Below are 23,591 nucleotides of genomic sequence, written 5' to 3'. Positions count from 1 at the left end.
AATTCATGATACTGCGAAGGAGCGGTTGAACGAACCTGACGCGTGTGTAGAGTAAAATCGCGCACGTCTGGGCGTTTCGTTAGACATGGTGGTCGTGCTGTCGGAATAGACATTCGTCGTCTGTCTGCGGTGACGCATGTATGTGGGGATAAGGTCGTGAAGACGCTGGTCGATTTGTTCTGGGTGAAATACAGCCAGATTCAGCAGGCGGTGACAGGCGGTGAAACCGTGCTGATCGACGTGCTCGACAAGGAGATCGACCCGCTTCTGAAGGCGATCGAGAGCGAGCGCGCAACCACGGTTGCCGATGCTCGTCTTCAGTTCCAGTTCCTGCTGGATCTCCTGAAAAAGGAAGCCGGCGACTGCTCCAATGTCATGCGACACAGCAACGCGTTGGCCGCTCTCACCGAGCGCTATCTGGTCGAGGCGGGAACCGGAAATCTGGTGGTGCGGGATCCGTTCATTGCCCCGGCATCTACCATCTCGCTTCCGAAGATCCGGGAAGACGAGGGCCTGCTGAACGAGGCCATTCTCGACAGCCTGCCGGACCGGGTCTGCGTCGTCACGCCGGATTACCGCTATCTCTATGCCAATGTTCTGCATGCGCAGAGCCTCGATCAAACGCCATTATCCCTGATCGGCCGGACAATTCTGGAGTTTGCCGGACTTCAGTTCTTTGAAGACAATCTGAAGCCGCGACTCGACCGCTGCTTTGGCGGTGAGTCGGTGGACACCACATATTCCCGCGATATCGATGGTCGGACGATGGTGTTTCGGTCCCGCCTGACGCCGTGTCGCACATCGACGGGGCAGATCATCGGCGCCATCGTCGTCTATCAGGAACTCGCCAATCGTCGGCGCGCCATCGCGGCCTGAAGGAACGACCGAGAGCATTTTCAGCCGAAGCGTCATCGCTTCGGCGTCGGATAATGCGACAAAAACAAAAGACCAGGGTACTTCCGGTGAGCCGGTGTTCACCGGAAATGCCCGGCAGAGCCTTCTGGTGGTTCAGGCCGTCTCGCTTGTGTCTTCCTCCAGAATGGCCTTCAGTCTCGTCAGGTCTTTCCGTACCCAGTCGATATCACGGGCGAAGCTGGCGTCGTCCGTGCCGGTCTGCTGCACAAGCGTAAACAGGACGATGGCTGCCTCGCCATTCGGGATCACGCGGAAGGCGTTATAGGTTGTGACGCCCGTTTCCGTGACGACGGTATGATCCATCACGCCCAGATCATTGACCGGTGTAAAGAAAACCCTGACGGTACCGAGCGGCCCGCTCACAATCCAGTGATCTTCGGCGGGCCGCAGCCCGCTCGCCAGCCCGGAGGCCCAGAGCGGCATCGTTTCCGGGCGACTCGCATAGGCATAGACCGCATCCGCAGCCTGCTCGATGACGACCTCGACGGTTCGCACGCTCATCGTCATTTTCGCTCCCTTCCGTTCTCCCGGCACTTTCGCCAGGGTACTGCGGCCCTTCTTGCGCCGGGTTTCCGCGGTGTCGTCCCATCCGCAGCCATCAAGCACGAAATGTAGCTCTGAACGTCAACATTGTCTTGTGGTTCACGCTTTCCGGTGCCAAAACTTGCGGCGTTGACCCATTCGGCATCCGACTGCAACGGTCGGCACTGCGGGTACGGCACATCAATGGAACGCCCCGCCGATGACCGGCTTTTCCGCGTTCCAGGATCTAATGGAGGCATATACGTGGCACAGGCGGAAATCGGCCTAATCGGGCTCGGCGTCATGGGGTCCAACCTCGCGCTCAACATTGCCGAAAAGGGCAACACGATCGCGGTGTTCAACCGCACGGTCGAGCGCACGAAAGAATTCTACGAAGAGGCAGGCGATCTGAAGGATCGCATCATCCCGTGCGAAACGATTGAAGAGTTCGTTGCGGCGATCAAGCCGCCGCGGCCGATCATCATCATGATCAAGGCTGGCGAAGCCGTCGATCAGCAGATGGAGATCCTCAAGCCGCATCTCGAAGCGCACGACATCATGATCGATGCCGGCAACGCGAACTTCCGCGACACGATGCGCCGTTTCGATACTCTCAAGGACAGCGGCCTGACCTTCATCGGCATGGGTGTGTCGGGGGGCGAGGAAGGTGCTCGCCATGGTCCGTCCATCATGGTCGGTGGCCTCGAGGAAAGCTGGAAGCGTGTCGAAAAGGTCCTGACCTCGATCGCTGCCCGCTATGAAGGCGACCCATGCGTTGCGTGGCTTGGCGAGAACGGCGCGGGTCACTTCGTCAAGACGATCCATAACGGTATCGAATATGCCGACATGCAGATGATTGCCGAGATCTACGGTATCCTGCGCGACGGGCTGAAGATGAGCGCCGCCGAGATCGCCGAGGTTTTCGCGACCTGGAACAAGGGGCGTCTGAACTCCTTCCTGATCGAGATTTCCGAAATCGTGCTGCGTGCCGGGGATCAGCTCGGTTCAGGCCCACTCGTGGATGTCATCCTCGACAAGGCAGGCCAGAAGGGCACCGGCAAGTGGTCGGTGATCGAGGCGCAGAACATGGGCGTGCCGGCGACCGGCATCGAGGCGGCCGTTGCCGCGCGTAGCCTGTCGTCGATGAAGGCCGAGCGCGAGGCTGCCGAGAAGATCCTCGGCCTGCCGGATGTGCCGCCGCTGATGATCAGCGACAAGGCGTCCTTCCTTGCCGACCTCGAAAATGCGCTGCTTGCTGCAAAGATCGGCGCGTATGCGCAGGGTTTCGCGGTCATGGCGGCGGCGTCCCGCGAGTTCGGCTGGAACCTGCCGATGCCGACGATCGCCCGCATCTGGCGCGCCGGCTGCATCATCCGCTCGCAGTTCCTCGACGAGATCACCAAGGCATTCACCGAATCTCCGGATGTTGCAAACCTCATCGTCACCCCGGCCTTCGCCGCCATGGTCAAGGAAACCGACGGTCCGCTTCGCCGCGTCGTTTCCGCCGCCGTTCTCGGCGGGCTGCCGGTTCCGGCCCTTGCCTCGGCGCTCGGCTATTTCGACAGCTATCGTCGCGCTCGTGGTACGGCGAATATGATCCAGGCCCAGCGCGATTACTTCGGCGCGCATGGCTACGACCGCACGGACGGCAAGGATTCGCATCACGGGCCTTGGGGCAGCGGTCTCGTCGCCGAACGCTCCTGACCTCAAGCATCGAACGCTTCACGAAGAAGGGCCGCGCGACAGACATCGCGCGGCCTTTCTCACGATTTGCGGAAGCGTGCCATTGCGTTACGCGGTCACTAATTCCGCTATACTCGCTTTAGCGCTACGACCCTTCCAGCCTGCTGAGGCTCTGGAGGTCTTCCGGTAATCGCCCGGCGATACGGGCGAGGACGGCTTTGGCGAGTTCATGGCCGGCGTGGCGGATGTCTTCCTTCATGGTGATGACCTCCGGCCGCAGCCAGCCGAGGAAGTCGCTTGGCACCTTGGAGACGAGATCGAGGTCGGTGCCGATCTTTCGCCCGGTCGCTTCGATGGCGGCGATCAGTGCGATCGTCGCCGCACCGCTTCCCGACACGATACCGTCCGGTACCGCGCCAGCGTGCAACAGGCTTTCGAAAGCGCTGCGGATGTCGATCAGGGAATGATCGATATCGACCGTATCGAACGGTATGGTTTCGACGCCGAAGTCGCGCACCGCGCGGTCGAAGCCTTGGCGCATATGCCTGTGAAAGGTGAGGTGCTGCGGCGGCTGAAGCAGTGTGAGGCGACGGCGCCCGCGTTCGACCAGCGCCCTTACGGCCGCATAGGCAAAGCCTTCATTGTCGTAGTCGTGATAGGGGTGTGCCAGCCCCATGTCCGTGCGTCCATGGGTGGCGAATGGGAAGTTTCGCTCCAGCATCAGCGCCACGCGTGCATCTTTCGGCTCCGTACGCGAGATGATGACACCATCGGCAGCGCCTGTATCCAGGACATAGCGCACCGGTGCGAGAGCGTCCCGCGAGGGGCTGTAGGGCGTCACGACGAGATGATAGGGCGTGGCCGCGAGGACTTCCGATATCCCGACGACGATAGGACTGGTGAGGCCCATGATCTCCTCTTCCAGAGACAGGACGAGGCTGATGACGTTGGTCTTGCCGGTGCGCAGTCTCACGCCTGCCCGGTTCGGCTGATAGCCGACCTGCCGCGCGACGAGGCGTACGCGTTCCTTGGTTTCCGCTCCGATATCGGGCGCATCCTTCAATGCGCGTGACACCGTGGTGATGCCGAGCCCGGTCATGAACGCAATCGTCTTGAGCGTCGGCCGATCGTTTCCGGCGAGGCTAGACACGCCATGAGCGGAGCCTGTTTGTGACGGCGTGTCCGGCAAACCATCAGTTCGCGTCTTCTCGGTCATCGCGGCTTGCCCTTCCGTCCCGGTCACTGACACCGGCCTGTCGCCGATCATCCTAGCCGCTTCAAGCCGGCTTGACCAATCTCACACGCTTTGTGCCTACACGAAAAAACTGTAACGATACAGTAGTTAGCGATTGTCGTTGAAGCGATGCTGGTCAGGTTGCAATCGACAGGCGAAAGTTAAAATCCGTAGATCGGTCTGCTGCACTGCAAATCAGCGTTATGCGCGTTATCTGAGCAAATTCCCGAATAATGACGCCTAATCAACGCATGAAATCCATCTTGAGCTCAATGTTGCGCCGCACCAAAGAAAGAATGCCTCCGGCTTTAGCGTCAATCCACACGTCTCAGGGTAGAAATTTAGCGGTCACGAAAAATTTCGAGGTGGCTCTGTTGCGTGCTTTGAGGACATCCGCTACGTTTTTACGGCAACGTTACAGTGAGGGAGGAGACTCATGATGACTGGCTTTCGCGCAGCAATTTTGGCTGCCGGTGTGGTTCTGCCGCTCGGCGCGGCTCATGCCACGGATCTGGAAGTGACGCATTGGTGGACGTCCGGCGGGGAGGCTGCGGCGGTTGCGGAACTGGCCAAGGCGTTCGATGCCACCGGCAACAAATGGGTGGACGGCGCGATTGCCGGTTCGGGCGGCACGGCGCGTCCCATCATGATCAGCCGCATTACCGGCGGCGACCCCATGGGCGCCACGCAGTTCAACCATGGTCGTCAGGCGGAGGAACTCGTTCAGGCCGGGCTCATGCGCGACCTCACCGATGTCGCCACGGCCGAAAAGTGGAAAGATGTCATTCGGCCCGCCAGCCTTCTCGATGCCTGCACCATCGAGGGCAAGATCTACTGCGCTCCCGTCAATATCCACTCGTGGCAGTGGCTCTGGCTTTCCAACGCGGCCTTCAAGACGGCCGGCGTCGAGGTGCCGAAGAACTGGGACGAGTTCGTTGCCGCCGCACCGGCGCTCGAAAAGGCGGGGATCGTGCCGCTCGCGCTCGGCGGGCAGGCGTGGCAGTCATCCGGCCTGTTCGACGTGCTCGCGCTCTCGCTCGGCGGCAAGGACTTCTATTTCAAGGCCTATGGCGACAAGGACGAGGCCACGCTGACCGGCCCTGACATGGCGAAGATCTTCAAGGCTGCAGACGACGCCCGGCGCATGGCAAAGGGCTCCAACGTTCAGGACTGGAACCAGGCGACGAACCTTGTCATCACCGGCAAGGCCGGCGGGCAGATCATGGGCGACTGGGCGCAGGGCGAGTTCCAGATCGCCAACCAGAAGGCCGGCACCGATTATTCCTGCCTTCCCGGTCTCGGCGTCAACGCGATGATCTCGACCGGTGGCGACGCCTTCTATTTCCCGCTGCTGAGCGACGAGGCAAAGTCCGAGGCGCAGAGCGTTCTGGCCAAGACCATCCTCGATCCCGCCACGCAGGTCGCATTCAACCTCAAGAAGGGCTCTCTGCCTGTTCGCGGCGACGTCGATATGTCGGCCACCAACGACTGCATGAAGAAAGGGCTCGATATCCTCGCCAAGGGCGACGTCGTGAAGAGCACGGACGAGCTGCTGTCGGCCGATATCCAGAAGCAGAAGGAGGACCTGTTCTCCGAATTCTTCTCGAGCACGACCATGACGCCGGAGGACGCGCAGAAGCGCCTCGCGAGCATCATCGCTTCCGCCGAGTGACGGGGCAGGTGGCGGCCCTCAGCCGTCACCGATGATCGACCGCCGCCGTCTCCGCTGACGGCGGCGCACTCCCCAGCGATCACCTTCCGCATCCATTCTCCGGCCCTTGCAAGGGCGGAGACCGCCATGCCCTTGCATATTGTTTGCCGTGCTCTGCCTGTTCGGGAGAGCCCACGAGGAGGCGCTTGCCGATGACGATTCCAGCGACGACAGCTGGCACACCGGCCCGGAAATCCACCCGGCCCAACCAGTATTTCCGAAATATGAGCGCGAAGATCGCGTCCATTCCGATGATTCTCACCGCCGTGGTCATTTTCGCCGGCGGCACGCTCTGGACGGTGCTCTATTCCTTCACCAATTCGCGCCTTCTGCCGCGCATGAGCTTCGTCGGCTTCGACCAGTACGAGCGCCTGTGGGCTGCTCCCCGCTGGACGATGTCGATCATCAATCTCGGGATCTACGGCATCTTCTCGCTGATCTTCAGCCTCTTGATCGGCTTTCTGCTCGCAGCGCTTATGGATCAGAAGATCCGCTTCGAGAACACGTTCCGCACGATCTTCCTCTATCCCTTCGCGCTGTCCTTCATCGTCACCGGTCTCGTCTGGCAGTGGATCCTCAATCCGGAGTTCGGCATCCAGTCCGTCATCCGCTCGCTCGGCTGGACGTCCTTCCGCTTCGATCCGCTCTACAATCCGGATCTCGTGATGTACGGCATCCTTATCGCCGCGCTCTGGCAGGGTACGGGCCTCGTCATGTGCCTGATGCTGGCCGGTCTGCGCGGCATCGATGGCGAGATCTGGAAAGCCTCGCGCATCGACGGCATTCCCGCCTGGAAGACCTATCTCTTCATCGTCATTCCCATGATGCGGCCGGTCTTCATCACCACGCTCGTCATCATCGCGTCCGGCATCGTCAAGGTCTACGACCTCGTTGTGGCCCAGACGAGCGGTGGCCCCGGCATCGCCTCCGAAGTGCCAGCGAAATACGTCTACGACTACATGTTCCAGGCCCAGAACCTCGGCCAGGGCTTTGCAGCCTCCACCATGATGCTGCTGACCGTTGCGATCATCATCATTCCCTGGGCCTATCTCGAATTCGGAGGACGCAAGCGTGGCTGATATCGCCTCCCTCAACACCACCGCCGTTGCCATCGATGCTGCCAGGCCGCAGCTGGCGTCCGGCCCGCGCGGCAAGCGACCCGCACGCGCCTTCTCCGGCACCAACATCATGGTCTACGGCACGCTGCTGGTCTTTGCCTGCTACTATCTGCTGCCGCTCTACGTGATGGTCGTGACCTCGCTGAAGGGCATGCCGGAGATCCGGCTCGGCAACATCTTTTCCCCGCCGGTCGAGATCACCTTCGAACCCTGGGCGAAGGCTTGGTCCAGCGCCTGCACCGGCCTCAATTGCGACGGCCTGTCGCGTGGCTTCTGGAATTCCGTGCGCATCACCGTGCCGTCCACGATCGCGTCCATCGCACTCGCCTCCATCAACGGCTATGCGCTCGCCAACTGGCGCTTCAAGGGATCGGAGACCTTCTTCATCATCCTGATCATCGGCGCGTTCATTCCGTATCAGGTCATGATCTACCCGCTCGTCATCATCCTGCGCGAAATGGGCATCTACGGCACGCTGTCGGGGCTGATCATCGTCCACTCGATCTTCGGCATGCCGATCCTGACGCTCCTTTTCCGCAACTACTTCGTCTCGCTGCCGGAGGAACTGTTCAAGGCGGCCCGTATAGACGGGGCAGGGTTCTGGATGATCTATTTCCGGATCATGGCTCCGATGTCGCTGCCGATCTTCGTGGTCGCCATGATCCTCCAGATCACCGGCATCTGGAACGACTTCCTCTTCGGCGTCGTCTTCACCCGGCCCGAATATTATCCAATCACCGTCCAGCTCAATAATATCGTCAATTCGGTGCAGGGCGTGAAGGAATACAACGTTAACATGGCCGCCACGCTGCTCACCGGCGCGGTGCCGCTCATCGTCTACTTCATCTCCGGGCGTCTCTTCGTGCGCGGCATTGCCGCCGGCGCCGTGAAAGGCTGATCCTCATGACGTCAAGCGTTTCCATTCAGGATCTGTCGCTGAGCTTCGGCGCAGTCACCGTACTCCAGAACCTCAATCTCGACATCCGCGACGGCGAGTTCCTCGTGCTGCTCGGCTCTTCCGGCTGCGGAAAATCGACATTGCTGAACTGCATCGCCGGCCTTCTGGAGATCTCCGACGGGCAGATCTTCATCAAGGGCAAGAACGTCACCTGGGAAGAGCCCAAGGATCGCGGCATCGGCATGGTGTTCCAGTCCTACGCGCTCTATCCGCAGATGAGCGTCGAGAAGAACCTCTCCTTCGGCCTCAAGGTCGCAAAGATGCCGCAGCCGGAGATCGACAAGCGCGTCGCCCGCGCCGCCGAGATCCTCCAGATCCAGCCGCTTCTGAAGCGCAAGCCGGCGGAGCTTTCGGGCGGGCAGCGCCAGCGCGTGGCGATCGGGCGAGCTCTCGTCCGGGATGTCGATGTGTTCCTGTTCGATGAGCCCTTGTCGAACCTCGATGCCAAGCTGCGGTCCGAATTGCGCGTCGAAATCAAGCGGCTGCACCAGTCGCTGAAGAACACCATGATCTACGTGACGCACGACCAGATCGAGGCGCTGACGCTGGCCGACCGTATTGCCGTCATGAAAAGCGGCGTGATCCAGCAGCTTGCCGACCCGATGACGATCTACAACGCGCCGGAAAACCTGTTCGTCGCCGGATTCATCGGCTCGCCGTCCATGAACTTCTTTCGCGGAACGGTCGAGGAGAAGGGCGGTCGCAAGGTCGTGCATGTCGGCGGCGTGGATTTCGCCATCGATGCCTATCCGGCGCGCGCGCCTATTCTCGCGGGCACCAATGTCGTCCTCGGCATCCGCCCGGAGCACGTCACTGTGGACGAGGTGCCGGCAGGTGGCGATGCGCATCCCGCAGTGGTCGATATCGAGGAGCCGATGGGGGCCGATAACCTTCTGTGGCCGAAGCTCGCCGGGCAGACGATGTCGGTGCGTATCGCCGGCGCACGCCGCTACGCCCCGGGATCGCAGGTTCGCCTCGGCATCGACATGAGCATGGCATCGATCTTCGATTCGGGCACGGAGCAGCGGTTGTGATGGCAAGCGCTTTGATGTGCCGCAGCCCCTCACCCTAGCCCTCTCCCCGCCTGCGGGGAGAGGGGACGTGCCTCAAGGTCGCTCCCGTGTCCCTTCTCCCCGCCTGCGGGGAGAAGCTGGCGGCAGCCGGATGAGGGGCAGCGACCTCGCAGCAGGACGATGACGTAGCAAACATGACCGAGCAGAGACCCGAAATGACCAACACCACGCACACCACCGATCTCTCCGGCACCTGGACTCTGGCGAGCCTCGACGCGAAACACACCCTCACCATGCCGGTGCCCGGCGATGTCCACAGCGCGCTGCTTGCAGCCGGCATCATTCCCGACCCCTATGTCGGCCGCAACGAGGCGGATGTGCAGTGGGTCGCCGAGCAGGATTGGGTCCTGGAGCGCACGTTCGAGCTGGGCGACATCACCGGTTCCTGGTATCTCGACCTCGCCGGGCTCGACACGGTGGTGGACGTCACCCTCAACGATGCCCTCGTGCTCGAAGCCGACAACAGTTTCCGGCGCTACCGCCCCGATGTCTCCGGCAAGCTGGTCGCCGGCACCAATCGATTGAGGCTGGTCATCAGATCCTCCGTCCGCGAGAGCGCGGAGCGGCAGGCGAAGCAACCCTTTTATATTCCTTATTCCACGGCGAATTCCCCCATTCCGAACGGCAGCATGCTGCGCAAGGTCCAGTGCCATTTCGGCTGGGACTGGAACATCGCCATCGCGCCCCTCGGCGTCTACGAACCGCCGCTCCTCAAGCGGCTGGCGGAAGCGCGGATCGAGCACGTGACGACGCGGCAGGATTGGCATGAGGACGGTTCGGTCGATCTCGTCGTTACCGTCGCTCTCTTCGCAACCACGGTCGGACATGCGTCCGTCAGCTTCGACCTCGACGGCACCCGGCAGACGATCGATGTGGATCTTGCCAAAGGCACGAACACGGTCGAGCATGTCTTTCCTGTCCGCCAGCCGAACCTCTGGTGGCCGGCGGGCAGCGGAGACCAGCCGCTGTCGCGTCTCGTCGTGTCCGTTGGCGGCGATCAGGTCCGCAAGACCATCGGTTTCCGCAGAATCGAACTTCTGACAGATCCGGACGAGGCCGGTAGCCGCTTTGCCTTCCGGGTCAATGGCGTCGAGATCTTTTGTCGGGGTGCGAACTGGATTCCGGCAGACGCTCTGTTCTCACGCGTCACGCAGGCCGGTGTCGAGGATCTTCTACAGTCGGCTGTCGACGCGCATATGAACATGATCCGCGTCTGGGGCGGCGGCTTCTACGAGCCGGACTGGTTCTACGATCTTTGCGACCGGCTGGGCCTTATGGTCTGGCAGGACTTCATGTTCGCCTGCAATCTTTATCCCTCGACCGCTGATTTCCTCGAAAACGTTGCGGCCGAGGTGGACGATCAGGTCCGGAGGTTGTCGTCGCATCCCTCGATTGCGCTCTGGTGCGGCGATAACGAGCTTGTCGGTGCGCTGACCTGGTTCGAGGAGAGCCGCAGGGATCGCGACCGCTATCTCGTCTCCTATGATCGCCTGAACCGCACCATCGAGACCACGTTGAAACAGGCAGCACCGGACCTGATCTGGTGGCCATCGAGCCCGGCCGTCGGCCCTCTGAACTTTGGCGATGCATGGCACGCAGACGGTGCGGGCGACATGCACTACTGGTCGGTCTGGCACGAAAACAAGTCGTTCGACAATTACCGCACCGTGCGCCCGCGCTTCTGCTCCGAGTTCGGCTTCCAGTCCTACACCTCGATGCCCGTCATCCACGAATTCGCCGCCCCCAAGGACCTCAATATCGCCTCGCCGGTGATGGAGAGCCATCAGAAGAACGCCGGTGGCAACGAGCGGATCGCGGGCACCATGTTCCGCTATTTCCGCTTCCCCAAGGATTTTTCGAGCTTCGTCTATCTCAGCCAGATCCAGCAGGGGCTCGCCATCAAGACGGCGGTCGAGTTCTGGCGGTCGCTCAAACCTCATTGCATGGGCACGCTCTACTGGCAGCTCAACGACACCTGGCCCGTCGCATCCTGGTCGAGCCTCGACTATGGCGGCAGCTGGAAGGCCATGCATTACATGGTACGGCGCTTCTTCCAGCCGGTCGCCGTCGCCGCTATCCCGTCGGACGATGGGAAGGCGATTGCGATCTCGATGGTCAACGACACGCGTGAGGCCGTCAGCGTCGAGGTTCAGACCTTCCTCGTGTCGACATCAGGGGAACGCCGTCCGCTGCTGGCCGCAAGCGGCACATGCCCGCCCGATCGCGCCGCGACGCTGACTGCGATTCCCGCTGCCGATATCCCGGAAGGCATGCTGCTCTTCTGGACCTTCGAAGCTTCAGACGGTTCTCACGGCGCCGGCCATCATGTGACCGGCACCTACAAGGCGCTCGATCTCGAACCGTCCGGCCTGACGCTGACGACGTCTGCAGTCGCCGGCGATGCCTGTGGCGGCATCGATGTCACCGTTTCCGCACAAGGCCTTGCCCTCCACGTCATGATCGAGGCCGGTATTTCCGGTCGCTTCAGCGACAATGCCTTCGACCTGACGGCGGGGACCAGCCGCACGGTTCGCTTCACGCCATCGACGCCGGGTGAGGGCCCGTCGCCGGTCTTTACCGCCTACGACCTGCAATCCGCGGCCGGCTGACGCTGATCGACAGAGCCAGAGACCGACCTGCATTTTTGAAGAAGGACATGCCCATGAGACCGCTCAGCTTTCAGCTCTACACAGCCCGCAACTTCCCCCCGCTCTCGGATGCCCTGCATCTCGTGGCCAAGGCCGGCTACAGCCAGGTCGAAGGCTACGGTGCGCTGTATGGCGATCATGACGACAGCGCTGTGAAGGCGCTGAAGGCGGATCTCGATCGGAACGGACTGACGATGCCGACCGGCCATTTCAGCCTCGACATGCTGGAGAACAACCCGGAACGCGCCATCGAGGTGGCCAAGATGCTGGGCATACAGACGATCTACTGCCCCTATCTCCTGCCGGAAAACCGGCCGACGGACGCTGCGGGTTGGAAGGCGTTCGGCGCCCGCCTGCAGAAGGCTGGCGAGAAGGTCCGGGCAGCGGGACTGGGCTTCGGCTGGCACAATCACGACTTCGAATTTGCGGCACTGCCGGACGGCACCGTCCCGATGGACCTGATTTTCGATGGCGGTCCGGATCTGGAATGGGAAGCCGACATTGCCTGGGTCATACGCGGCGGCGCCGATCCGCTGGCCTGGATCGACCGATATGCCGACCGCATTACGGCGGTTCACGTCAAGGACATCGCACCGGCCGGCGAGAACGCGGACGAGGACGGCTGGGCGGATGTCGGGCACGGAACGGTCGACTGGAAGGGCCTTTACGCCCGTCTCGCCTCGACGCCAGCCAAAATCTACATCGTCGAGCACGACAATCCGAGCGATCTTGCCCGCCTTGCCGAACGCTCCATCGCCTCCATCAAGACATTCTGACACGCACGACCTTTTCAAAGGAGCACACGTCATGACACAGGATCTCGGCGTCGGCATCATCGGATGCGGCAATATTTCCACCACCTATTTCCGGCTCGCGCCTCTGTTCAAGGGCATCGAGATCCGCGCATGCGCGGATATCAACCCGGCAGCGGCCGAAACGCGCGCCGGCGAGTATGGGGTCAAGGCACAATCGATCGACGAGCTTCTCGCCAATCCCGATATCGACATCGTCGTCAATCTGACGATCCCGGATGCGCATTTCCCTGTCTCGAAACACATCCTCGAGGCCGGCAAGCACGTCTACTCAGAAAAGCCGCTCGTGCTGACGCTGGAGCAGGGCGAGGAGCTCCGCTCGCTTGCGACATCGAAAGGTCTTACCGTCTGCTGCGCGCCGGATACGTTCCTCGGCGGCGCGCATCAGCTGGCGCGGGCCCAGGTCGATAGCGGTCGCATCGGTCGCGTGACCTCCGGCACCTGCCATGTCATGAGCCCCGGCATGGAAATGTGGCATCCGAACCCGGATTTCTTCTTCCTGCCGGGTGCCGGTCCCGTGCTCGATCTCGGGCCGTATTATGTCGCAAACCTCATCAACCTCATCGGGCCGGTCAAGCGGGTTGCGGCGCTGGCCTCCAAGGCCGCGAAGACCCGCACCATCCTGAGCGAGCCGCGCAAGGGGCAGGTCATTCCGGTGAAGACGCCGACGAACATCCACGCGCTGCTCGAATTCCACAGCGGTGCCACCGTGACGCTGACGGCGAGCTGGGATGTCTGGTCGCATCGTCATGGCAATATGGAACTGTACGGCACCGAGGGCTCGCTTTATGTGCCGGACCCCAACTTCTTCGGCGGCAAGGTCGAGGTGAGTGGCAAAGGCAAGGAAATCTCGCCAGTCGACCGTTGGGATCACCCGTTCTCGGTCGAGAACCAGGAACATCCGCAAGGGCCGCTCGCAAATTACCGCACGGCCGGTCTCGCCGATATGGCGCAGGCCATCACCGACGGCCGTGACCCTCGCTGCTCGCTGGAACGCACGCTCCACGGCGTCGATGTCATGGTGTCGATCCTGAAATCGGGCGACGAGGGACGGTTCGTCGATCTCACCACCACCTGCACCCAGCCGGCCCCGCTCGGCATCGAGGCGGCGCGGGCACTTCTGCGGTAGACGGCGACGGTCAGGGCCACCCCTCATCCCCCTGCCGGGACCTTCTCCCCGCCAGGCGGGGCGAAGGGACTCGTGGCACCGCGTCCGCTTCATATGAATACATCACGCATGGCACGTCCCCTCTCCCCGCAAGCGGGGAGAGGGTTAGGGTGAGGGGCTGGTTCCCCCACGACGTAAACAAAATCGGCTTCAAGGTTCCTGCCGCGGGTGTTCTGCGATAGACCACGCCAGCACCGACGAACGGAGGACACGACGATGACCTGGCATCCCGCCGACACCCGCTACGACAAGATGATCTACAACCGGACCGGCCGATCCGGCCTCAAGCTGCCGGCGATCTCGTTCGGGCTGTGGCACACCTTTGGCGAGACAACGCCGCATGCCTTGAAGCGCGAGATGTGCCAGACGGCCTTCGATCTCGGCATCACGCATTTCGACCTCGCCAACAATTACGGTCCGCCCTACGGCGCTGCCGAAACGGCCTTCGGCGCGATTTTCGCCCAGGACTTCAAGCCCTACCGCGACGAGATGATCATTTCATCGAAGGCCGGTTACGATATGTGGCCGGGTCCTTATGGTGAATGGGGCAGCCGCAAGTACCTCATCGCCTCCTGCGACCAGAGCCTGAAGCGCATGGGGCTCGATTATGTCGATATCTTCTACTCGCACCGCTTCGACCCCGAGACCCCGCTGGAAGAGACCTGCGGTGCGCTCGATCATATCGTGCGGTCCGGACGGGCGCTCTATGTCGGCATTTCGTCCTATAACTCGCAGCGCACCCGCGAAGCCGCCGCGATCCTCAGGGGACTCGGTACGCCGCTGCTCATCCACCAGCCGAGCTACTCGATGATCAACCGCTGGGTCGAGGACGACGGTCTCCTGGATACGGTCGAGGATCTCGGTGTCGGCTCCATCGTGTTCTCGCCGCTCGCGCAGGGCATGCTGACGACGAAGTATCTCGACGGCATTCCGGGCGATAGCCGGGCTGCCCTCAACCACTATCTCAACCAGCGCCTCATCCGCCCCGAAGTGATCGACAACGTGCGCAAGCTGAATGAGATCGCCACCCGTCGCGGCCAGACGCTGGCACAGATGGCGATTGCCTGGGTGTTGCGCGGCGGACGCGTGACGTCGGCACTGATCGGCGCGAGCAAGACCTCGCAGATCGTGGACTGCGTCAAGGCGATCGACAATCTTTCGTTCACGACCGAGGAACTGGCCGAGATCGATACCTATGCCCGCGAGGCGGATATCAACCTCTGGGCAAAGTCCGCCGAACTGGCCTGAGGTCTGCGGCTTCCGGCGCATTGCCTCCTGATGGCGCTGCCCTTGTATAGAGCGATGGCACCCCTCGTTCCGTCATGCTCGGCCTTGTGCCGAGCATCTGATGTCTTGCCCGCGATCTGAAGGACCATGGTGTTTGCGGGGACGGCAGCAGATGCTCGGGACAAGGCCCGAGCATGACGCAGGAGAGGGCGAACGGTAGTTTACCGGAACCTGTTATCGATCATCGACCGGCGACCGTATGAATGACGGTCAAGCCGCCTCGGGCATCAAGCCGGCGTGATGGAAAACACCCTTGGCCGCAGGATTTCCAGCGTTCCCCGTGCGGTCGTGCGGAAAGGAAATTCCGGGGCCGTGTCGAATTCGACATGCTGGCCGTCAGCCGTCACAGCAAGAATGCGCTTGGAGTCCGGTCGGTCGATGACGCGCAGAATAACGGCAGGAATGCCGGCGCCGTCCTCGCGCCAGATGATGTCGGCCGGACGGAAGAACAGTTCCGCGGGACCATCGGGCACGCCCGCCGCATCGAACGTGATCTCGTTGACGCTGGCGCGTCCCGCCGTCACCGTCGCCTTCAGCCGGTTGGCATCGCCGAGAAAATTCATCACGAAGGCGTTTTCCGGCGCGCGGCAGACCTCTTCCGGCGTGCCCGTCTGGACGATGCGGCCCTTGTCGAGGATGACGACCCGATCCGCGAGGTCGAGGGCTTCGGCCTGATCGTGGGTGACGAAGAGCGTCGTGATGCCAAGCTCTTCATGGATCTTGCGCAGCCAGCGCCGCAGGTCGCGCCGCACATTGGCGTCCAGCGCGCCGAAAGGTTCGTCGAGCAGCAGCACTTTCGGATCGACGGCGAGTGCTCTTGCCAGTGCCACGCGCTGGCGCTGGCCACCGGAGATCTGCGCCGGGAAGCGATCCTTCAGTCCGTCGAGCTGCACCAGCCGGAGGAGGTCGGCGACGCGCTCCGTGATCTCGGCTGCCGAGCGGCGGGTCTTCGAGACCTTCATGCCGAAGGCGATGTTTTCACCGATCGTCATGTGGGGGAAGAGCGCGTAATGCTGGAACACGAAGCCGACGCCGCGATGGCGAACCTCGATATCGGTCGCGTTCTCCTCACCGAAGAAGATCGCGCCTTCATCGGGATATTCGAGGCCCGCAACCATGCGCAGGATCGTCGTCTTGCCGGAACCCGAAGGGCCGAGCAGGGCGACCAGTTCGCCGCTTCCGATCTCCAGCGAGACGCCGTGGACGGCACGGAAAGTATCGAATGTCTTGACGATCGTATCGAGGCGGATCTTCACGGCTGGGATATCCCCGGTTCAGTCGTTTCAAGTTTTGGCCCTGCCAATGCCGGCCCGGTCAGCGCCGGACGCCGGATGCGGCCGGCACCCCGGCGCTCCAGCGCCACCTTGGCGATCAGCGTCACGATGGCAAGGCTTGCAAGGATCGAGGCGGCAGCGAACGCGCCGACCGCATTGTAGTCGTGGTAGAGCAGTTCGATGTGCAGCGGCAGCGTGTTGGTCTGGCCCCGGATGTTGCCCGAGACGACCGAGACGGCCCCGAATTCCCCCATGACACGGGAATTGCAGAGAATGACGCCGTAGAGCAGCGCCCATTTGATATTGGGCAGCGTGACCGAGAAGAAGGTTCGCCAGCCGCTGGCCCCGAGCGAGGTCGCTGCTTCCTCCAGGTCCCGGCCCTGCGCCTGCATCAGCGGAATAAGCTCGCGAGCGACGAAGGGCGCGGTGACGAATAGGCTGGCCAGCACGATGCCGGGCAGGGCGAAGAGGATCTTCATGTCGGCCGATTGCAGCGCCTCTCCGAACAGGCCCTGAAGGCCGTAGACGAACAGGTAGGCGACGCCGGCGACGATGGGGGAGACGGAGAAGGGGATCTCGATGACGACGAGCAACAGGCGGCGTCCGGGGAAATCGAATTTGGTGATCGCCCAGGCGGCAGCCACGCCGAAGATCGTGTTGATGGGAACGGCGATGAGCGCCGTCAGCGCCGTCATCCAGATGGCATGGACGGTATCGCGATCCGTGATCGATTTCGCGAAGAACGCGGCGCCCTTCGAGAAGGCCTGGACGCCGATGATGGCGAGCGGCGCGACGATCACCAGCGCCACCAGCACGAGAACGACGGCGATGAGCGTGTTGCGGAAGACCGGCTTTTCGCCGATGCGCGGCGGGCGGCGGGTTCTGGACGTGGTCATGGTCAGCCCTTCACCGTGTAGCGCAGGGCGCGGGTCTGAAGGATGTTGGTGATCGCCAGCATGAGGAACGCGGCGAGCAGCATGACGGAGGCGATGGCGGCGGAGGCGGGGTAGTCATATTCCTCCAGCCGGATGAAGGCGAGGAGCGCGGTGATCTCCGTCTCGTAGGGCTGGTTGCCGGCAATGAAAATGATGGCGCCGAACTCGCCGAGGCTGCGTGCGAAGGACAGCGACAGGCCGGCGAGGATGGCGGGGAAGAGCTGCGGCAGCAGGACCTTGATGAAGATCTCGCCGTCGCTTGCGCCCAGCGTCTGCGCGGCCTCTTCCAGCGCGCCGTCCAGCTCTTCCAGCACGGGCTGCACCGTGCGCACGATGAAGGGCAGGCTGGTAAAGGCCATGGCGATGATGATGCCGAGGGGGGTGTAGGCGACCTTGAGGCCAAGCGTCGATAACGCGCCGCCGAACCAGCCATTGCTGGCAAACAGCGTCGTCAGCGCGATGCCTGCCACCGCGGTCGGGAGTGCGAAGGGAAGATCCACCAGCGCATCGACGATACGGCGCCCCGGGAAACGATAGCGCACGATGACCCATGCGAGCGCCATGCCGAAGACGAGGTTGAAAGCAGTCGCGGCGGCCGCACAGAGCAACGTCACGCGGTAGCTGGCAACCGCGCGGTCCGACGAGACGATCGTCCAGTAATCGCCGGGACCGAGGCTTGCGGCCTTGAAGATGAGCGCGCCGAGCGGCAGCACCACGATCACGGCGACATAGACCAGCGTGATGCCGAGGGTGAGCGGCAAGCCGGGAAGAATGCGCCGAGCCAAGGCCGTTCCTTTTTCTCATCGAATCGCGCGGACGGCGAGGGCCGTCCTGCGGTTGCTCAAGGGGCGCAGCTTCGTCCTTCACCGGCGGTGACGAACTCGAGCTGCAAACGAATGGAAGCCGCGGGAGACATCGTGTCTCGCCGCGGCTTCCGTTTTCCATAGATCGCGCCTGCGATCAACGGCTACCGTAAAGTTTGTCGAGATGTCCGCCCTCGGCGAACTCTTCCTTCTTAACGTTGGCCCATCCGCCGAACACGTCCTCGACCTTCAGCAGGCGCACGTCCGGGAACTGGTCCTTGAACTTCGCTGCGACCGTGGCGTCGTTCACGCGGTTGCCGTTCTCGGCAAGGATCGTCTGGCCTTCCGGCGTGTAGAGGAAATCGAGGTAGGATTTCGCAAGATCTCGCGTCCCGTGCTTGTCCACGACCTTATCGACCACGGCGACCGGGAATTCCGCAAGCAGGCTGACGGAGGGCACGACGATATCGAACTTGTCCTCGCCGAATTCCTTGGCAATGCCCTTGGTTTCCGCCTCGAAGGTGATCAGGACGTCGCCTGTCTCGCGCTCGACGAAGGTTGTTGTGGCGGCGCGGCCACCGGTGTCGAAGACGGGCACATTATCGAAAAGCTTGGCAATGAACGCATCGACCTTGGCCGGGTCGTCCTTGAAGGTCTCCTTGGCGAAGGCGAGCGCTGCCAGATAGGTGTAACGCGCATTGCCGGAGGTCTTCGGGTTGGGGAAGACAACTTTCACGTCGTCGCGAACGAGATCGTTCCAGTCCTTGATGCCCTTCGGGTTGCCTTCGCGCACGAGGAAGGCGGGGAAGGAGTAGTAGGGCGAGGCGTTGTTCGGGAAATCCGTCTTCCAGTCGTCGGTGACGAAACCGCCCTTCGCCAGAGCGTCGATGTCGATGACCTGGTTGAACGTGACGACGTCAGCTTCCAGACCTTCGAGAATGGCACGCGCCTGCTTGGACGATCCGCCATGCGATTGATCGACGGTCACGCCCGGATGCTTGGCGACAAAGGCTTCGTTGACCTTCTCGAACAGCTCGCGCGAAATATCGTAGGACGCATTCAGCAGCTTGTCGTCGGCATGGGCGGAAGCGGTCAGTGCGGCAAGGGCGGCACCGATCAGAAGGAAGCGTTTCATTCAGGTCTCCGGTAGGTTGATAACGGCATCATAGAGGGGTGTCGCCTTCGGGCCGAGGTCGGCCATCACCGGTTGTTCGAACATCCGAGAAAATTATTGCCGGCAACGGCGCCGCCGTGGAAAACCTGTCGTCGTCTCAGGGCATTTTCACCTTTGCTGCGAAAGTCGAAGATTCCGGCCGCCGCCTCTGCTGGACACGGCGACCGGGGCGTGTAATCTGCCTGCGAGCAAGCGGTTGACGTTGGAAAACCGCTTCTGGGATCAGGCGCTTGCAAGGGCGCCCGCAGGGAGGACAGACCGGCATTCTACCGGCTGACTGCGACAGGAGGAGAGACAAGACATGGATCGTCGTTCATTTATTCGCCGCGCAGGACTTGGTGGCGCGGGAGCCGCCGCTGCAACCGTGCTGGCGGCACCGGCCATCGCCCAGACCACACCGAAAGTGTCCTGGCGACTGACATCGTCCTTCCCGAAATCGCTGGACACGATCTATGGCGGTGCAGAGGTCATCTCCAAATATGTGTCCGAGGCGACGGACGGCAATTTCCAGATCCAGGTCTTCGCGGCCGGTGAAATCGTTCCCGGATTGCAGGCGGCAGATGCCGCGGCGTCCGGCACGGTGGAGGCCTGCCACACCGTTTCCTATTACTATTGGGGCAAGGACCCCGTCTGGGCTCTCGGCGCTGCCGTTCCCTTCGCGCTGAACGCCCGTGGCCACAATGCCTGGCAGTACCATGGCGGCGGCATCGACATGTTCAACGAGTTTCTGGCGCCGCAGGGCCTGGTCGCCTATCCCGGCGGCAATACGGGCGTGCAGATGGGCGGCTGGTTCCGCAAGGAAATCAAGTCTGTCGCCGACCTGCAGGGGCTGAAGATGCGCGTCGGTGGCTTTGCCGGCAAGGTCATGCAGTCGCTCGGTGTCGTGCCGCAGCAGATCGCTGGCGGCGATATCTATCCCTCGCTTGAAAAGGGCACGATCGATGCAGCCGAATGGGTCGGCCCCTATGACGACGAAAAGCTCGGCTTCTACAAGGTCGCGCCGTACTATTACTATCCCGGCTGGTGGGAAGGTGGCCCGACGGTCCACGCCATGTTCAACAAATCGGCGTTTGACGGCCTGCCCAAGGCCTACCAGTCGCTGCTGCGCACCGCCTGCCAGGCGGCGGATGCCAACATGCTCCAGAAGTATGACTATCTGAACCCTGCCGCGATCAAGCGTCTCGTCGCATCGGGCGCGAAACTCAGCCCGTTCAGCGCGGACATTCTCTCCGCCTGCTTCGATGCCTCCAACAAGGTCTATGCGGACATGGAAGCGACGAACCCGGCCTTCAAGAAGATCTGGGGCTCGATCAAGGCCTTCCGTGCCGAGTTCTATCTCAATGCGCAGATCGCGGAATACAACTACGACACGTTCATGATGATCCAGCAGCGCAACGGCAAGCTCTGATCTATCTTCACCGTTTCAAAGACCGCCGCCGGAGCCCATCTTTGCACATGGGCTCCGGCGGTTTTCGTTTGTCGTTCTACCACATGAGAAAAGGCCGGGGATGAGCCCGGCCATCGGATTTCTGGCAAAGGGTCCTGGTCGTCCAACGTCATCCTCGGTCTTGTGCCGAGGATCTGTCGACCTCGACAAGATCGATCCGTTGCAGATGCTCGGGACAGGCCCGAGCATGACGGAGGAGAGCGTTGCGCACCTCGTCATCCGTCTGACGGTCGGCGTTGATCTCAGGCCGTGACGTCCTTTTCTCTCACGCCTATTTGAACGACGGAGGAGCGCTGAGGTCGTTGGCTGGCGGTGCGGCGGGATCGGCGGGTTTCGTGCCGTCCAGCGGATTTCCCGAGGGGAGTTGCAGGCCGCCGGGAAGGCTCAGACCTCCGCCATTGTTGCCGAAGCCGGGGACCTCGATCTTGATCGTGTTCGGATCGATGACCGCGCCGCTGCCCTTGTAGTGCATCACCATCTGCGGGAACATGATTGTCAGCGCCACCATGATGATCTGGATGCAGACGAACGGCACGGCGCCCCAGTAGATCTGGCCGGTCGTCACCGGCGGCGTCATCTTGCCGGTGATGCGGTCGAGATAGGGGATCTTCGGCGCGACCGAGCGCAGGTAGAAGAGCGCGAAGCCGAAGGGCGGATGCATGAAGCTCGTCTGCATGTTGATGCCGAGCAGCACGCCGAACCAGATCAGGTCGATGCCCAGCTTGTCGGCTGCCGGTGCCAGCAGCGGCACGATGATGAAGGCAAGCTCGAAGAAGTCCAGGAAGAAGGCCAGGAAGAAGACGAGCGCGTTGACCGCGATCAGGAAGCCTGTTTCCCCGCCCGGCATGGCCGTCAGCAGGTGCTCCACCCAGATATGGCCGTTGACGCCGTAGAAGGTCAGCGAGAAGACGCGGGCGCCGATGAGGATGAAGAGCACGAAGGCTGACAGGCGTGTGGTGGCGGTGAGGGCGGAGCGGATAACCTCCATCGAGAGGCGACCCTTGGCCCCGGCCATGATCAGCGCCCCGACGGCACCCATGGCGCCGCCCTCGGTCGGTGTGGCGATGCCGAGGAAGATCGTGCCGAGCACGAGGAAGATCAGCGCCAGCGGTGGGATGAGGACGATGATGACCTGCTGGGCCAGTCGCGACATCATGTTCAGCTTCGTCGTGCGATCGATGAGGGCGACGACATAGATGAAAGCGACGCCGCAGGTGCCGCCGAGAATGTCGGCATCCGGCCCGTAGGTCGGCGACAGCATGACGTGGGCGGCATAGGCGAAGGCGAAGGCGACGACGAGCGCGACGATCAGCGACGTGACGCCGGAGCCGAGCGTGCGCGCCTCGAGCGGCAGGGCCGGCATGGCATCGCGCCTGATGAACGACATCAGCAGGATATAGCCCATGTAGAGGCCGGTGAGGATGAGGCCCGGAATAAGCGCGCCGGCATACATGTCGCCGACCGAACGGCCGAGCTGGTCGGCGAGGACGATGAGGACGAGCGACGGCGGGATGATCTGTGCCAGCGTTCCCGAGGCGGCGATGACGCCGGAGGCGACGCTGCGGTCGTAGCCGTAGCGCAGCATGATCGGCAGCGAGATGAGGCCCATGGCGATGACCGAGGCCGCGACGACGCCGGTGGTGGCGGCAAGCAGCGCGCCCACAAAGATGACGGCATAGGCAAGGCCGCCGCGAACGGGGCCGAACAATTGCCCGATCGTGTCGAGCAGATCTTCCGCCATGCCGGATTTCTCCAGCACGATTCCCATGAAGGTGAAGAACGGGATGGCAAGCAATGTGTCGTTCGACATCACCCCCCAGAATCTGTCCGGCAGAGCGTTGAGCAGCGGCCAGGACAGGTTGATGCTGTCCGAATAGGGCGCGAGTTCGACGCCGATGACGAAGAACAGGAGGCCGTTCGCCGCAAGCGAGAAGGCGACGGGGTAGCCGATCAGCATGAAGACGATCAGCGAGAGGAACATGATCGGGGCGAGGTTTTCGGCGATGAACTCGATCACGGACGTACCTCCGGCGCGATATTCGAGGGTGCGGTATCGAGCGGCGCGTGTGTCGGCACGTAGGGCGCGGGATCGTCGATGATGCCGCGCATGATGGCGATCTTCTTGATGATTTCCGAGACGCCCTGGAAGGCCAGGAGGATGAAGCCTGCAAGCAGGATGGCCTTCGCCGGCCAGAGGATGAGGCCGCCGGCGCTGGAGGAGACTTCGCCGGAGACGTAGCTCATGCGGACATAGGGGATGAGGTAGGCGATCATCATGAGAACGAAAGGCATCAGGAAGAGGAGATGGCCGAGAAGATCGATCCAGTGCTGCACGCGGCGAGAGAAATTGCCGTAGACGACGTCGATTCGGATGTGCTCGTTCTGCTTCAGCGTGTAGGCGGCGGCCAGCATGAAGGCGGCGCCGAAGAGATACCATTGCGCTTCGAGCCAGGCGTTCGACGACATATTGAAAGTCTTGCGGATGACCGCGTTGCCGGCGCTGACGAGCACGGCGACGAGAATGAGCCACGTCACGGATTTGCCGATGAACTCCGTCGTCGCGTCGATCCGGCGGCTGAGGCCCAGCAGTGCTTTCATGTCGATCTCCCACTCATAGCCGCTCTCCCCAGCGGCCTTCCTTTCGCCACAGTGCCGATTTCGTGCTTGCTTTCAAGCAGTTTAGAATGTTTTCGGCGCTGTTTGGCGGAGATGCGACCAAAGTCGAAGACGCGGCAGATCGGCTGTCTCGGCATGTGAGCGAAGAGCTGCCGGCCTCCGGGGGATGCGCCTACTCATGCTCATGATGATGAATGACTTATAATTTACTGA

General features: G+C 62.2%; 19 protein-coding genes. 11 read left to right on the top strand and 8 right to left on the bottom strand.

Going from position 1 to position 23,591, the window contains the following annotated elements; translation table 11 throughout:
- Positions 1–156 precede the first annotated feature (156 nt).
- Positions 157–876 (top strand): PAS domain-containing protein, encoded by a 720-nt coding sequence (locus BSG19_RS01335; RefSeq protein ID WP_092984139.1) that lies wholly within the window; start codon positions 157–159, stop codon positions 874–876.
- Positions 877–1,008: 132 nt separating this feature from the next.
- Here the strand turns inward: BSG19_RS01335 and BSG19_RS01330 are convergent, their stop codons facing one another.
- Positions 1,009–1,422: a polyketide cyclase gene (locus BSG19_RS01330; protein ID WP_092984137.1), complete on the bottom strand. Its 414-nt coding sequence runs from the start codon at positions 1,420–1,422 to the stop codon at positions 1,009–1,011.
- Positions 1,423–1,701: 279 nt separating this feature from the next.
- Here BSG19_RS01330 and gndA point away from each other — a divergent pair, with 279 nt between their 5' ends.
- The gene (gene gndA / locus BSG19_RS01325) at positions 1,702–3,141 is read left to right on the top strand and encodes an NADP-dependent phosphogluconate dehydrogenase (RefSeq protein ID WP_092984135.1); all 1,440 of its coding nucleotides are present in this window, start codon (positions 1,702–1,704) and stop codon (positions 3,139–3,141) included.
- Between the two features lie 124 nt (positions 3,142–3,265).
- On the opposite strand, the gene BSG19_RS01320 is transcribed toward gndA, so the two are convergent.
- The gene (locus BSG19_RS01320; RefSeq protein ID WP_280142389.1) at positions 3,266–4,309 is read right to left on the bottom strand and encodes a LacI family transcriptional regulator; all 1,044 of its coding nucleotides are present in this window, start codon (positions 4,307–4,309) and stop codon (positions 3,266–3,268) included.
- A 481-nt stretch (positions 4,310–4,790) separates the two neighbouring features.
- On the opposite strand from BSG19_RS01320, the gene BSG19_RS01315 reads away from it, so the two are divergent.
- The 8 genes from BSG19_RS01315 (at position 4,791) to mgrA (ending at position 15,090) form a co-directional block, all read left to right on the top strand.
- Positions 4,791–6,026, top strand: coding sequence for an ABC transporter substrate-binding protein (locus BSG19_RS01315; RefSeq protein ID WP_092984133.1), 1,236 nt, complete (start codon positions 4,791–4,793; stop codon positions 6,024–6,026).
- Positions 6,027–6,217: 191 nt separating this feature from the next.
- Entirely contained in the window at positions 6,218–7,144 is a 927-nt protein-coding gene (locus BSG19_RS01310; protein WP_092984131.1) for a carbohydrate ABC transporter permease, read from the top strand.
- A complete protein-coding gene (locus tag BSG19_RS01305) occupies positions 7,137–8,081 on the top strand; it encodes a carbohydrate ABC transporter permease (protein WP_092984129.1) in 945 nt (314 codons plus the stop codon). Before BSG19_RS01310 ends, BSG19_RS01305 begins: the two co-directional genes overlap by 8 nt.
- A 5-nt stretch (positions 8,082–8,086) precedes the next feature.
- On the top strand, positions 8,087–9,175 hold the full coding sequence (locus BSG19_RS01300) for an ABC transporter ATP-binding protein (RefSeq protein WP_092984127.1): 1,089 nt from the start codon (positions 8,087–8,089) through the stop codon (positions 9,173–9,175).
- Positions 9,176–9,369: 194 nt separating this feature from the next.
- Positions 9,370–11,823 (top strand): beta-mannosidase, encoded by a 2,454-nt coding sequence (locus tag BSG19_RS01290; protein ID WP_092984123.1) that lies wholly within the window; start codon positions 9,370–9,372, stop codon positions 11,821–11,823.
- 53 nt (positions 11,824–11,876) lie between these two features.
- Positions 11,877–12,638, top strand: coding sequence for a sugar phosphate isomerase/epimerase family protein (locus BSG19_RS01285; RefSeq protein WP_092984121.1), 762 nt, complete (start codon positions 11,877–11,879; stop codon positions 12,636–12,638).
- A gap of 31 nt (positions 12,639–12,669) precedes the next feature.
- A complete protein-coding gene (locus tag BSG19_RS01280) occupies positions 12,670–13,803 on the top strand; it encodes a Gfo/Idh/MocA family protein (RefSeq protein ID WP_092934161.1) in 1,134 nt (377 codons plus the stop codon).
- 255 nt (positions 13,804–14,058) lie between these two features.
- On the top strand, positions 14,059–15,090 hold the full coding sequence (gene mgrA / locus BSG19_RS01270) for an L-glyceraldehyde 3-phosphate reductase (protein ID WP_092984117.1): 1,032 nt from the start codon (positions 14,059–14,061) through the stop codon (positions 15,088–15,090).
- Positions 15,091–15,356: 266 nt separating this feature from the next.
- Here the strand turns inward: mgrA and BSG19_RS01265 are convergent, their stop codons facing one another.
- The 4 genes from BSG19_RS01265 to BSG19_RS01250 form a co-directional block, all read right to left on the bottom strand.
- On the bottom strand, positions 15,357–16,385 hold the full coding sequence (locus BSG19_RS01265) for a sulfate/molybdate ABC transporter ATP-binding protein (protein ID WP_092984115.1): 1,029 nt from the start codon (positions 16,383–16,385) through the stop codon (positions 15,357–15,359).
- Positions 16,382–17,299 carry a sulfate ABC transporter permease subunit CysW gene (gene cysW / locus BSG19_RS01260; RefSeq protein ID WP_092984113.1) on the bottom strand — a complete coding sequence of 306 codons (918 nt, stop codon included), beginning with the start codon at positions 17,297–17,299 and terminating at the stop codon, positions 16,382–16,384. The genes BSG19_RS01265 and cysW overlap by 4 nt, the downstream gene beginning before the upstream one ends.
- Positions 17,300–17,301: 2 nt before the next feature.
- Entirely contained in the window at positions 17,302–18,123 is an 822-nt protein-coding gene (gene cysT / locus BSG19_RS01255) for a sulfate ABC transporter permease subunit CysT (protein WP_092984111.1), read from the bottom strand.
- Between the two features lie 175 nt (positions 18,124–18,298).
- Entirely contained in the window at positions 18,299–19,276 is a 978-nt protein-coding gene (locus BSG19_RS01250) for a sulfate ABC transporter substrate-binding protein (protein WP_092984109.1), read from the bottom strand.
- A 340-nt stretch (positions 19,277–19,616) separates the two neighbouring features.
- Between BSG19_RS01250 and BSG19_RS01245 the strand changes: the two genes are divergently transcribed.
- The gene (locus tag BSG19_RS01245; protein WP_092984107.1) at positions 19,617–20,723 is read left to right on the top strand and encodes a TRAP transporter substrate-binding protein; all 1,107 of its coding nucleotides are present in this window, start codon (positions 19,617–19,619) and stop codon (positions 20,721–20,723) included.
- A 310-nt stretch (positions 20,724–21,033) separates the two neighbouring features.
- Here BSG19_RS01245 and BSG19_RS01235 read toward each other — a convergent pair whose 3' ends face one another.
- Together BSG19_RS01235 and BSG19_RS01230 are read right to left on the bottom strand one after the other, a co-directional pair.
- Complete coding sequence (locus BSG19_RS01235) at positions 21,034–22,779, bottom strand: TRAP transporter large permease (RefSeq protein WP_092984103.1); 1,746 nt, start codon at positions 22,777–22,779, stop codon at positions 21,034–21,036.
- Positions 22,776–23,360: a TRAP transporter small permease subunit gene (locus tag BSG19_RS01230; protein ID WP_092984101.1), complete on the bottom strand. Its 585-nt coding sequence runs from the start codon at positions 23,358–23,360 to the stop codon at positions 22,776–22,778. The genes BSG19_RS01235 and BSG19_RS01230 overlap by 4 nt, the downstream gene beginning before the upstream one ends.
- Between the last annotated feature and the right edge of the window lie 231 nt (positions 23,361–23,591).

Source organism: Rhizobium sp. NFR03 (assembly GCF_900111275.1).
Classification (GTDB): domain Bacteria; phylum Pseudomonadota; class Alphaproteobacteria; order Rhizobiales; family Rhizobiaceae; genus Ferranicluibacter.
This window is presented reverse-complemented; position numbering and strand designations above follow the sequence as displayed.